12 protein-coding genes are annotated in these 11912 nt (G+C 65.0%); 10 read left to right on the top strand and 2 right to left on the bottom strand.

What is annotated here, in order from left to right; all coding sequences use genetic code 11:
- Positions 1-6: 6 nt before the first annotated feature.
- The 4 genes from AC1DE3_RS02870 (at position 7) to AC1DE3_RS02855 (ending at position 4215) form a co-directional block, all read left to right on the top strand.
- Positions 7-972, top strand: a complete 966-nt coding sequence (locus tag AC1DE3_RS02870) for a cache domain-containing protein (RefSeq protein ID WP_476852053.1) — start codon at positions 7-9, stop codon at positions 970-972.
- 105 nt (positions 973-1077) lie between these two features.
- Complete coding sequence (locus AC1DE3_RS02865) at positions 1078-2037, top strand: neurotransmitter-gated ion-channel ligand-binding protein (protein WP_476852052.1); 960 nt, start codon at positions 1078-1080, stop codon at positions 2035-2037.
- Positions 2038-2462: 425 nt separating this feature from the next.
- Positions 2463-3320 (top strand): flagellar motor stator protein MotA, encoded by an 858-nt coding sequence (motA, locus tag AC1DE3_RS02860; protein ID WP_441512152.1) that lies wholly within the window; start codon positions 2463-2465, stop codon positions 3318-3320.
- 28 nt (positions 3321-3348) lie between these two features.
- A complete protein-coding gene (locus AC1DE3_RS02855; protein ID WP_441512153.1) occupies positions 3349-4215 on the top strand; it encodes a flagellar motor protein MotB in 867 nt (288 codons plus the stop codon).
- 947 nt (positions 4216-5162) lie between these two features.
- On the opposite strand, the gene AC1DE3_RS02850 is transcribed toward AC1DE3_RS02855, so the two are convergent.
- On the bottom strand, positions 5163-5357 hold the full coding sequence (locus AC1DE3_RS02850) for a hypothetical protein (RefSeq protein WP_476778994.1): 195 nt from the start codon (positions 5355-5357) through the stop codon (positions 5163-5165).
- A gap of 298 nt (positions 5358-5655) precedes the next feature.
- On the opposite strand from AC1DE3_RS02850, the gene AC1DE3_RS02845 reads away from it, so the two are divergent.
- Positions 5656-6498: a LysR family transcriptional regulator gene (locus tag AC1DE3_RS02845; RefSeq protein ID WP_476852051.1), complete on the top strand. Its 843-nt coding sequence runs from the start codon at positions 5656-5658 to the stop codon at positions 6496-6498.
- A gap of 130 nt (positions 6499-6628) precedes the next feature.
- The gene (locus AC1DE3_RS02840; RefSeq protein WP_476778996.1) at positions 6629-8029 is read left to right on the top strand and encodes an amidohydrolase family protein; all 1401 of its coding nucleotides are present in this window, start codon (positions 6629-6631) and stop codon (positions 8027-8029) included.
- Between the two features lie 103 nt (positions 8030-8132).
- Here the strand turns inward: AC1DE3_RS02840 and AC1DE3_RS02835 are convergent, their stop codons facing one another.
- Complete coding sequence (locus tag AC1DE3_RS02835; protein WP_476778997.1) at positions 8133-8879, bottom strand: superoxide dismutase; 747 nt, start codon at positions 8877-8879, stop codon at positions 8133-8135.
- Between the two features lie 238 nt (positions 8880-9117).
- On the opposite strand from AC1DE3_RS02835, the gene AC1DE3_RS02830 reads away from it, so the two are divergent.
- The 4 genes from AC1DE3_RS02830 (at position 9118) to AC1DE3_RS02815 (ending at position 11910) form a co-directional block, all read left to right on the top strand.
- The gene (locus AC1DE3_RS02830; protein WP_476778998.1) at positions 9118-10620 is read left to right on the top strand and encodes a methyl-accepting chemotaxis protein; all 1503 of its coding nucleotides are present in this window, start codon (positions 9118-9120) and stop codon (positions 10618-10620) included.
- A 53-nt stretch (positions 10621-10673) separates the two neighbouring features.
- The gene (locus AC1DE3_RS02825; RefSeq protein ID WP_441512159.1) at positions 10674-11141 is read left to right on the top strand and encodes a response regulator; all 468 of its coding nucleotides are present in this window, start codon (positions 10674-10676) and stop codon (positions 11139-11141) included.
- A 122-nt stretch (positions 11142-11263) separates the two neighbouring features.
- Positions 11264-11545, top strand: coding sequence for an STAS domain-containing protein (locus tag AC1DE3_RS02820; protein ID WP_476778999.1), 282 nt, complete (start codon positions 11264-11266; stop codon positions 11543-11545).
- A 5-nt stretch (positions 11546-11550) separates the two neighbouring features.
- Positions 11551-11910, top strand: coding sequence for a response regulator (locus AC1DE3_RS02815; RefSeq protein ID WP_441512161.1), 360 nt, complete (start codon positions 11551-11553; stop codon positions 11908-11910).
- Positions 11911-11912: the final 2 nt, after the last annotated feature.

The raw sequence follows: 11912 nt of genomic DNA, 5'->3' as shown, positions 1-11912 counted from the left end.
ATGCCTATGCTGCCCCCCTTCGGACGACGCCTGCTGGGCGCCGGCCTGCCCGCCTTCCTCCTCGCCTGCATTCTCGGGGCGATGCTGTGGCACCAGCATCGCAGCGTCGAACAGGTCGCCTCCCGCAACCGCGAGGAACAAATGCGGCTTGTCGGCACCTTGCTCGGCTCGAGCTTCGATCAAGCAGCCAGGTTCTCGCTCTCGCTCGCCGAATCCTTCGCGCGCAATGCCGAGATTCGCGACGCGCTCGCGGCCGAAGATCGCGCTCGGTTGCGGGCCCTGTCGGAGGACACCTACCAGTATCTCAGCCGGCAGGCGAACGTGCAGATCTTCGGCTATCACGACAAGGAGCTGCGTTACCTGCTGCGCATGCATCGCCCTGATCAGCATGGCGATGACATATCCGCCTTCCGGGCCATGATCGTCGCAGCAAACCGGTTGCGGCGCGCCCAGACCGGAATCGAGATCGGCATCGCCGGTATCGGCATCCGCGGTGTCGCACTGGTCCAGCGCGGTTCGGAGTTCTTCGGGACGATGGAGGTCGGGCTGGACCTTCGGCCATTGATCGAGCTCGTCAAGACGGCGACCAACAGCGAGATTGGGGTTGTCGCTGCTGCCTCTCTCACCGGCGTCGCACTCGACCCGAAGCTGCCTTCGGTCGGCGGTCTCAGCGTCATGGCATCGACCGACGATCAGCTTTTCCTGAACCTGCTGCGTTCCCGGGGAGCGCAGCCGCAACGGGATATCGAGTTCGGCCGCAGGCAGATAGGCGAGCGCAGCTACGCCTTCATGAGCCAGCCACTGGTCGACTTCTCCGGCAAGCTGGTCGGAACCGTCCTGATGCTCAAGGAAGAAACCCGGTCCGACTGGCGCCGCCTGAGCACCGAACTATGGGTCATCGCCCTCTGCGGCGGGATACTCGCCTTTGTCGGCTTTCTCGTATTGTCGCGCCCGCGGCGGGCCGTTTCATGATCGGCCGCCTCTCCTCCCCCTGATGCTCCTCGGCCTCGCTCAAGGCGCATGGGGGGCGAGGAAAGGACGGGCAACGGCAGGGCCACGCTGCCGGAGGCCTTCGGCTTGCCGGTACGCGTCCATATCGCGCTGCGCGTGCTCAACGTCCTGGAGATCAAGGAAGTCTCAGGGCAGGGGCGATTGCATCTCGAGTTGACCCAGCGCTGGCAGGACCCGCGCCTGGCCTTCGATGCGGTCGCGCGCGGCCTTGCCCGGGAAGATCGGGTCGGCGAAGAGGCCGACGACTATCTGAAGACCATATGGTCGCCCGGCCTCGCGCTCGACAACCAGATCGGAGACAAGGACGCACGCATCGTCGCTCTTTCAGTGCATGCCGATGGCGAGGTGGTGTTGATCGAGCGCTTCGAAAGCGATTTCCGCTTTCGGATGAACATGGACGCCTTTCCCTTCGACCGACAGAACCTGACGATCGGCCTCTCGCTGCCGCGCTATGCACAGCAGGAGGCGATCATTCTGACGACGGAGGCCGACCGTCCCTTCTCCGGCGTCGAGGATACGCTCTCGGTCGTCGACTGGCGGCCGGTCGGCCTGCGCTTCACCAACGATCTCGCGATCGGCTGGAACGCGCGCTCCTACTCGCGCCTCAACGCGACCGTGACGATCGCGCGCTATGCGGAGCGCTACCACCTGCGGGTCTTCATTCCCATTATCGCGGTGCTCGCGGTCTCGCTGTTCGTGCTGTGGTCTCCGGGTTTGAAGGAGCAAGACAAAGGAGGCCTGATCTTCTCCTCCCTGCTGGCCCTTGCCGCGATCAGCTTCACCTTCGAATCCTCGTTTCCGGGCTCGATCTCCCTCAATACCCCCGTCGCCGAGATGATATCGCTCGGATACCTCTATCTCGTCGCAGTGCTGATGTTCGAGATTGCCCTGTCGGTGGCGATCGCTCACCCCAGCTTTCGCTGGCGCGACCAGGCCGCCGATTTGCGTTGGCATTTGCGCTGGGCGGTACCGGCGATGATGTTGATCATCTGCATCGGGGCAGCGGTCCGCGTCCTGCCTGGATAGTTCCTCTCTCCCACCACCGGGCATTCGAGGCTAGTTCGAAGAGCGCACGATCCGGAAGGTTATCCGAAGTCATATGATGGTTTCGGAAATCGCTCGCATCCCGAAACTGGTCGCAACGGCGCCATAACCGGACATTTGAGCATCGCCTCGCCGCGCCACAGCAAAGTGGCGCAGCGTAGATGATCCCGGGAAACGGTTCCCTATTGGACGCCGATCACCGGAATTGGCGGAGACGCATCGTACCCCCGATTTCTTCCCTGGGCCTACCTTGCCGCCCCGAGCCTCAAAGCCGCGGCCGGAGGACGACGCTGACAAACCCGCGGGCCAGCGGCCATAAACGCGCCCTTAACCTTGATCGGTCATCCGTCGGACTAGTGAGTGGCTTCGCGCGGGCTGTACCTGCTGCGGCGCGAGGGTGGCAAACCATGCGGCTGATCGTCGGCACAATCATCGTCTTCGTCTGCGTCTTCGGCAGCTACGCGGCGATGGGTGGCCACCTCGAGGTCCTTTGGCAGCCGTTCGAGTTTGTTATCATCCTCGGTGCAGCGATCGGTGCCTTCGTCATCGGCAACCCCGCGCCGGTGCTCAAGGCCGTGCCCGCCATGCTCGGCACGCTCATGAAGGGCTCCAAGTACAAGCAGGAATGCTATGTCGAACTGCTGGGGATGCAGTATTCATTGTACAAATTCGTGAAGCAGAAGGGCATGCTCGCGGTCGAGGAGCATATTGAAAATCCAAGCGAGTCGACGCTGTTCAACGCCTTCCCGACTTTTGCAGCGAACCATCATGCAGTCGAGTTCGTCTGCGACTACATGCGTATGTTGACGATGGGCGCCAACAACGTCCACGAGATCGACGCTCTCATGGACGAAGAACTGGAGACGCACCACCAGGAGCAGGAGCGTCTCGTTGCGGCCATGCAGTCGCTTGCCGATGGGACACCGGCGCTCGGCATCGTCGCCGCCGTGCTCGGCGTGATCAAGACGATGGGGGCGATCACAGAGCCGCCGGAGGTGCTGGGACATCTGATCGGCGGCGCGCTCGTAGGCACCTTCTTCGGCGTCTTCGTCGCCTACGGCTTCTTCGGGCCCATGGCGCAGTCGCTCAAGGGCACCTTCGAGGCGGAATCCAAATACTTCCTTTCACTCAAGGCGGGTCTCCTCGCCCATATCGGCGGCCAGCCACCGGTGGTGGCGGTAGAATTTGCCCGCAAGGCTCTGATGAGCGACGTCCGCCCGACCTTCAGCGAAGTGGAAGCGGCAACCGCCAATCTGCCCGCCTAGATCTGACCCAATCTCCAGCAGGGACTCGATGGCCAAGCCCACCCAGCCGATTATCATCAAGAAGGTCAAGAAGGCCGCTCATGCGCACCATGGCGGGGCCTGGAAGATCGCCTATGCGGACTTCGTGACCGCCATGATGGCGTTCTTTCTGCTGATGTGGCTGATCAGCATGACGACGCAGGAGCAGAAAGTCGGCTTGGCGGAATACTTCGCGCCGGCGGCTCCAAGTCTTACAACCAGTGGCTCCGGCGGTGTCATGATGGGCACCGCCCTGGACAAGTCAGGCAGCAGGCCATCGGCGCCCCGCGACGCGGCGAGGGGCACTAACGGGCAAGAGGACAAGGCGCGCCCACCCAGCTCGGGCCGCAGCGACCGTGAAGTCAGCCGCCCGGCCGCCGGCGTGCAGGCCAACTATAGCGCCATAGCCAGCCTCCGGCAGGCGCTCCAGAAAATGCCCGAAATTTCCGAGCTGTCGCGCAACATCGTGATCGAGCCGACCAAGGAGGGGGTGAACGTTTCCCTCGTGGACGAGTACGGCCGCTCCATGTTCCCCGAGGGCTCGGTCCAGCCCTACGACCGCACCCGTCTCGTGCTGGAGGCGCTCGCGCCCACCCTGCGCCGGCTGCCCAACCAACTATCTGTCGCCGGCCACACGGCCCCTGCGCGCCCGGGCTCGGTGCAGGCCGCCGATTCCTGGAGCCTCACCGCCGGGCGCGCGCTCGCCGTGCGCGAGATCCTGTCGGGTGCCGGGCTCCCCAGCAACCGCTTTGCTTCCGTGGTAGGACGTGCCGACACCGAGCCGCTCTTCCTCGACGATCCCTACAACCCGTCGAACCGACGGGTGACGATCACGCTGCTCAATGCGGAGCCGCCGCTGCCCCCGGGCGTTCCCTGACGACAAGGCGCCTCGGCCGCCTCAGACTCCTTTTGAGATTGAGCTCAGTGGCTGAGACGTACGAGGCTGACCATTACGACGTGGATCATGGCCTCGGAGACGTCGATGCGCTGCGCGAAGTTGCGGACCGGGCGCCGCGAGCAGTCATCTACCGAGGGTCCGTTCTACGGCCTATGGCGCCAGTGGGACCCTCGAAGCCTCTCCGGTTCGTAAGCGCTCGGCTTGGATGCAGGAGCGGAAGGTCCATGCCTATAGGCGCCCGCCTTCCCCTCTTGAGCCCGAGGAGGCCTTGCCCAGCGGCGCGGCTCGGCCGTACGCGCTTGGGACTTCGACGACAGCTCGATCCAGTGCCGATAATTGAAGATCATGGGGAAAAACGAGCAGGTCCTTATCGTGGTAATCTGCGGCTACCCGCTCGACCATGAAGTCCGCCACCATCCCGTACTCGCTCGTCATCCTCCATGTGCGGCTGAAGCCGAAAAGGTTGAGGTCAGCGTTTTCATGGTGATGGTCGGATTGGGCAAAATGTCAGTCCCGCGCCTTCGGCCAGCGGAAGCCCCAATTGCCGTCAGATTCGTCTTCGTCGGCTATTGCCTACCCTCAGAGCGCCCGCGCTTGCAGCAATCCCCCGCTGGCGCGCAAACGCCTTATCATCGGTTCCGCCTGCGGAGCTACCGACCTCAATAGCGCGCCACAAAACCGACATTCCGGGCGCAAGCGAATGGACCATTTTTTGGCGGTTCAAGATTATCTCAGCCAGCCCCGCCGGAAAGCGGAAGCTCTGGGTGACCTCAACGGGCCAAAGATGTTCCCAGTTCTGTCCGGCCCGGCCCACCAATTCTTGCGGGGCGCAGGCCACTTTGGGCTTTGCCAGGCCGAAATCGCCACAGATAGCTGCCGGTCCGCATAGATGCCGGTCCTCGGTGTGGGGCGGCGGCAATTCGATCTCAACGATCGGATTTGCGCGCATACTCTTCGTCTGGAATCGGCCAAGCCCGGGACCGGCCGAACTGCTCGAGATCTGCTGCGAGCCTCTTCATCTTGTCGCCCTCGTCATGACGATCGGCGAGATAGTGAACCATCATCAGCCGGCGGGCTTCCTTCAGCTTCCTGAGCCACGCCTCCTGCTCGTCTTCAGCCATCCCGGAACCTCTCATCCTTGCGCGCGGGGTAGATGTCCGTCCTCGCCCATCACATGCACGCAGTTTTGGCTTGTGATTTGGCGGAGAGGGCGCGTGCTTTAGCGGCGTAGCTTCGCACAGGATACGCCAAAAGCGCCGGCAACGCCTTACGCTTCGATGAACGGTGCTTCGGCGTTGACAGGTCCGAAGGCTTGGCCAACCCTGCGATGGTCGTGCGCGGCAGCGTGGCGAACGCCCTCAAGGTCTTGGACAATCGGCCGATGACGTGCCTCGCGGCGGGCCAATGAACCGTTATCCGATGTTCAACCCGCAACTGCTGCTGAGCTTCGTCGCGGTGTGCGAGACGCTGAGCTTCACCCGCGCGGCCGACCGCGTGTCCCTCTCGCAATCAACCGTCAGCCAACAGGTCCGGCGGCTGGAGGATCTCCTCGGCAAGCCCCTGCTGGAGCGATCCTCGCATCAGGTCGAATTGACCGAAGAAGGCGGCAGGCTGTTGCGCTATGCGCGGCGCATCATCGCGCTGAACGAGGAGGCGCATGACGCGCTGACCGGTTACTGGCGCGACGGCGTGCTGCGGCTCGGCATGCCCGAGGACTTCACGGTGCCGACCGTCGACCTGCTCGCCGCGTTCAGCCGCGAGCAGACGCATTTGCGGCTCGACGTCACCAGCGGCCTCAGCGCCGATCTGCGCAGCGCCTATGACCGCGAGGAGCTGGACCTAATCCTGGTCAAGCAGCGCCGCCGCCAGCCGCCTCGCGCAGCCCGGCGGGAGCCCTTGCTGTGGCTCGACAGCACGGCGTATCCGGGGATCGAGCGCTCGCCGGTGTCGCTCGCCGTCTTTCCGCTCAATGGCCTCTACCGTGAGGAGCTTTGCGAGGCGCTCGACGGCCTCGGCATTCGCTGGCGCGTGAGCTACAGCAGCGCCAGTCTGGCCGCGCTCGCCGCTGCGTCGGCTGCCGGGCTGGGCGTGACCTTGCTGCCCGCGAGCTGCCGGTTGCCCGGTCACCGGATACTTGGCGCGGCCCAGGGGTTGCCGGAGATCACGGATTTCGAGCTCGCGCTCTACTACCGCGACACCGCGCCTGCCGCCGCCATCGTGCTGGCGGAGCGCTTGGCCGAATTCTGCCAGCTGGAATGGTGAGCGGGTGGCGGCCGTCAGGCGCCATTGCCGTTTCGAATAGCTGGGATTGTCAAATATCGCTGCCAAACGGAGTTGCCGGCGCGTAGATCCGGGAGCGGAAACGCAACCATCAAGGCAACGGAAAACCGCCATGGAAACCGGGCATCATCACAGCCGACGGGCCTTTCTCAGCCAGACCGGAAAGGTCACTGCCGCCTATGCCGTCGCCGGGCTGGCGAGCGGCGGCGCCCAGGCCGCCCCGAGCACGGCCGCACAGGGGCGTTCGGCGTCGGAGGCGGGCGTCAGCAAGCTGACGGACCAGCACTATTGCCTGACCGATGTGAGGCTGGAGGACGGCTTCGAGCGCGACGGCGAGATCGTCGTCGGCACGCGTACGGCGCTCTACACGCTGGAGATCAAGGCCGGGAAGATCGCCGCGCTGCATCCGGCCGGAGCCGCACTGCCAGCAGGCGTGCCCTGCTACCGCGCCCATGGCCAGCTTGCGTTGCCGGCGATGCGCGACATGCACATCCATCTCGACAAGACCTTCTACAGCGGTCCGTGGCAGGCGCCGCTACCGCGCCAGGGCAAGACGATCCTCGACATGATCGCTCGCGAAGAGAAGCTGATCCCGCAATTGCTGCCGACCTCGCAGCAGCGGGCCGAGGCGCTGATCGCCCTGCTGCAATCAAAGGGCACGACCGTAGCCCGCAGCCATTGCAACATCGATCCGGTGAGCGGCCTCAAGAGCCTCGAACATCTGCAGCGCGCGCTGGAGAACCATCGCGACGACTTCGACTGCGAGATCGTCGCCTTCCCGCAGCACGGCCTGCTGCATTCAAAGGTCGACGGCCTGATGCGGGAGGCGATGAAAATGGGCGCCGCCTATGTCGGCGGGCTCGATCCGACCAATGTCGACGGCGCGATGGAGAAATCGCTCGACGCCATGTTCCAGATCGCGCTCGACTCGGGCAAGGGCGTCGACATCCACCTGCATGAGACCAACCCGGCGGGTGTCGCGGCAGTCAATCATATGATCGACACCGTCGAGAAGAACCCGGCCTTGCGGGGCAAGGTGACGATCAGCCACGCCTTCGCCCTGACCACCCTGTCTGCGGGCGCGCTGACGGAGACCATCGGCCGCATGGCGGCTCAGCAGATGACCATCGCCTCGACGGTGCCGCTCGGTGGTTTGACGATGCCGCTGCCGCAGCTGAGCGAGAAGGGAGTCTTCGTGATGACCGGGACCGACAGCGTGATCGACCATTGGTCGCCCTTCGGCAAGGGAGACATGCTGGAAAAGGCCAACCTCCACGCGCAGCTTTACAGGGGCAGCGACGAATTCCGTCTGTCGCGCGCCATGGCGATCGCTACTGGTGGCGTGCTGCCGCTCGACGACAGCGGCAAGCGGGCATGGCCGAAGGCCGGCGACGACGCGGCCTTCACGCTGGTTCCGGCCAGCTGTTCGGCGGAGGCTGTCGCGCGCCTGCCGGAGCGCAGCGCAACCTTCCATCGCGGCCGCATGGTCTTCGGCAGCGTAGGCGTCGCCTGAGCCCTGGAACGCCGCGTTCGTCGTCAGTTTTCGCATGCACGCTGCCGATTGGCAGCGTGCATGCGCCTGTTCTCCGACTTGAACCGGGTCAGTCCGCGGCAGCTCAGATCGCGAGCTTGCCGGCCTTTGCAGCGGCGTAGCGCTCGTTGACCTTCGTCCAGTTCACGACGTTCCACCAGCTCTTGAGATAGTCGGCCCGGCGGTTCTGGTATTTCAGGTAGTAGGCGTGCTCCCAGACGTCGTTGCCGAGCAGGACCATCTGCTTCTCCATGATCGGGCTGTCCTGGTTCGGCCTCGGCAGCAAGGCGAGCTTGCCGTCCTTGTCGACGGTGACGAAGACCCAGCCCGAGCCGAAGACGCGCAGGCCCGCCGCCTCGAAATCGGCCTTGAATTTGTCGAAGCCGCCGAGGTCGCGGGTGATCGCGGCGGCGACGTCGCCGGTCGGTGCRCCGCCGGCTCCCGGACCCATCACCTCCCAGAACATGGTGTGGTTGGCGTGGCCGCCGCCATTGTTGCGAACGAGGGTGCGCACGCTCTCCGGCAACTGGTTGAGGTCCGTGAGCAGCTCTGCGACGGAGGCCTTGGCGATCACGCCATTGTCCTTGGCGGCGTTGTTGAGAGCCGCGACATAGGCAGCGTGGTGGCGGTTGTAGTGGATATCCATCGTGGTCGCGTCGATATGCGGTTCGAGCGCGTTGGGCTCATAGGCGCGCTTCGGCAGCGAAAAAGGGCCGGCCGGTGCTGCCGGGGCGGTGGCCTGCGCCCAGACCTTCGGCGCAGTAGCGACCGCGAGGGCTGCTGCGCCAAGCGTCAGCACGCCGCGGCGAGAAAGGGCTGCGAATTCCGTCATGGCGTTCTCCTGCAGGAAAGGATGGCCGGCAGCCCGTCCGGCCGCCGCCGGTTGTTGTCGTTCGTCTACGTCGAAAGGTTCAGGGCGGTTCCAGCGGCATCTGGCCCCGCCGGATGCGGCGACGGCAAGTCGAATCGCCCGCAACACGCTTAACGCCCCGAAACACCCTCTTAACCAGCGATTTACCGCGTTTCACTACGGTCTGGAAGGAAATCCGTCAGTTCGGGAAACGCCTCGCATGCACGCACTGGCTCTCAAGGCCGATCTGGCGACCCCGAACGAGCCGTTCAACGATGCTGCGGCGTCCGCCGGCGCATCCATTCGCCCGATTGCAACTCCGGAGACCGGCGCCGAGCGCGCCGTGCGCGAGATCGCCGATCGCTTCGGCAAGCTCAGCGCCGAGATCACCGATGTCGCCGGCCGAATCGGCGATGTGACCCAGCAATTCGAGACCCAGACCGCCGGGCTTCGGCGCGTCGTCGGGGCGGTCGAGCAGGTTTCGCGGGCCAATCACGCGATCCGGCAGTCCGCCGAGGGGGCGCAAGCTGCGGCTTCGGTAGTGCGCAGCGGGCTGGAACGTGTCGCCGGCTCGGTCAAGCTCGGTCTCAATGCGGCGCAGACGGATATCGAGACGCTCTCGGAGGAGGCGCAGTCGATGTCGCGGGCGCTGGCGCAGGCCGTCAGCGACGCACACAAGGCGCGGGCCTCCAGCGATGCGATCCAGTCGATCACCCGCGAGATTCAGCTGCTCTCGATCAATGCTGGCGTCGAGGCGGCGCGCAGCGGCGAGGCCGGCAAGGGCTTCGCCGTGATCGCCGCCGCCGTGAAGGCGCTGGCCGAGCAGACGCGGGAAGCGACGGCCGCGAGCGCGGCGCAACTTGATCTTCTGGTCAAGGCGGTCGACGCGCTTTCCCGCCGCAGTCAGCAGAATGCCCAGACCGCCCAGCGTGCCCGCGAGGGCAGCCAGACGATCTCGCAGCAGGTCAGCGAGTTCGACAGCTTCGGCCGCTCGGTCGTCGATCTGATCGGCGAGATCGAGGCGGTATCGCGGCCGACGCGGGAGAATGCCGAGGCCTGTGCGAAGGCCGGGCAGGATCTCGCCGGGCTCGTTGCCGGGGTCGACGCGTCGACCCACATCCTCGAACAGGCGGTCCAGCGCACCGACGCGCTGGTCACGATCAGCGAGGGCATTCTCGGCTCGATCGCCGCCTCCGGCGTGCGAACCGCGCAATCCGAGCTGATCGCGACGGTGATGGAGACGGCGGCGACGATCGGAGCGCTGTTCGAGACCGCACTCGCGCGGGGCGATGTGACGCTCGCCGATCTGTTCGACGAGGGCTATCGGCCGGTGTCGGGCTCCGACCCGGTCCAGCACGTGACCCGCTTCGTCGGCCTGACCGACCGCCTGCTGCCGCCGCTGCAGGAGCAACTGCTGGGCTCGAACGGGCGCATCGTGTTCTGCGCCGCCGTCGACCGCAACGGCTTCCTGCCGACGCATAACCGCAAATATGCCCAGCCGCAGGGCCGGGACCCGGCGTGGAACAATGCGAATTGCCGCAACCGGCGCATCTTCGACGACCGGACGGGGCTCGCTGCCGCGCGCAACCGCAAGCCCTTCCTGCTGCAGAGCTACAGGCGTGACATGGGCGGCGGGCAGTTCCTGGTGATGGAGGATCTGTCGGCGCCGATCCTGGTGAAGGGGCGGCACTGGGGCGGCTTCCGCATCGGGCTGAAGGCGTAGCGGCCATTCGTGCCGTCTGCGGAGTTGAGTGAGCGAGTACCCGAGCGAGCGCCATGCATATCGCGCCTTCCTTCCCGAACCTGTCGGTGTTGCTCATCGACCCGAGCCCGCATTATCGGCGGATCGTCCGCACGATGCTGTACCAGACGCAGCTCAATCGCATCTTCGAGGCGCCGGATCTGTCCTCGGCCGCCACGACCTTCATTCAGAAGCAGCCGAACATCGTCATTCTCGACTGGGATCTGCCGGATGGCGGCAGCGTGAAATGCCTGGCCGCGATCCGCTCCTTCAAGACTTCGCCCTTCGCCAAGGCGCCGGTGCTGGTGATGATGGAGCGGCCGGACCGGCGCTCGATCCTCCAGGCAGCGAAGCTCGGCGCGCATGAGATCATCACCAAGCCGATCTCGCCCAACAATCTCTGGCTGCATATGTCGGGGATCATCAACATGCCGCGAAAATACCGGGAGACGAACGGCAAGATCACGCTGGTGCCGCGGGCGATCAGCAACAATATGTTCTGAGCCGGGCCGGCCGCCGCGCCATCGTCGCGAAAGCGTCACGAGTGTTGACGGGCCTCGCGCCATTTAGCGAAGTTTTTACCAGTTTGTTGTGATGCTCCACGGGCAATCCTGGATCGCCCTTCATGGTCATCACCGTCTCGCTTCCGCCCTTCCTCGGCCGTTCCGAGGCCGCGACCTTTCGCAACCAGTTGCTCGTCGCGCTGGAGCAGAAGGAAAGCGTCGCCGTCGAATGCGCGGAAGCCGGGCCGCTGCCGAGCCTCTGGATCCAGCTCCTTCATTCCGCAGCCGCCAGCGCCAAGGCGCGGGGGCTTTCGGTCACGCTCAAGGCGGCCTCCTCGGAATGCCGCGAATCCCTGCGGGCGATCGGCTTCGATGCCGCTCACAGCGCTCTCGTTCTGGAGTGACAGGCATGAAAATCCTGGCCATCGACGATACCAAGACCCTGCTCAGCCTGCTCAGCCTGACTCTGCGCAACGCCGGTCACGAAGTGGCGGAGGCCGAGAACGGCGAGGACGGCCTGAACAAATTCGACCAGTTCAAGCCCGATCTTGTGATCACCGATCTCAACATGCCGATCATGGACGGCATCGAGTTCACTCGCGCCTGCCGCTCGCGGGCCGCCGGGCAGAACACGCCGATCATCGTGCTGACCACGGAGAACGGAGCCGAGATCAAGGCGGAAGGCCGCCGCGCCGGCGCCAGCGCCTGGATGGTCAAGCCTTTCGAACCCAACACGCTGCTCGGCCTCGTCGCGCGCTACCAGAACTGAAG

The organism is Allobosea sp. 10L417 (assembly GCF_056395485.1).
Note: the sequence above shows the minus strand (reverse complement) of the source record. Positions and strands in the feature narration are given on the sequence as shown.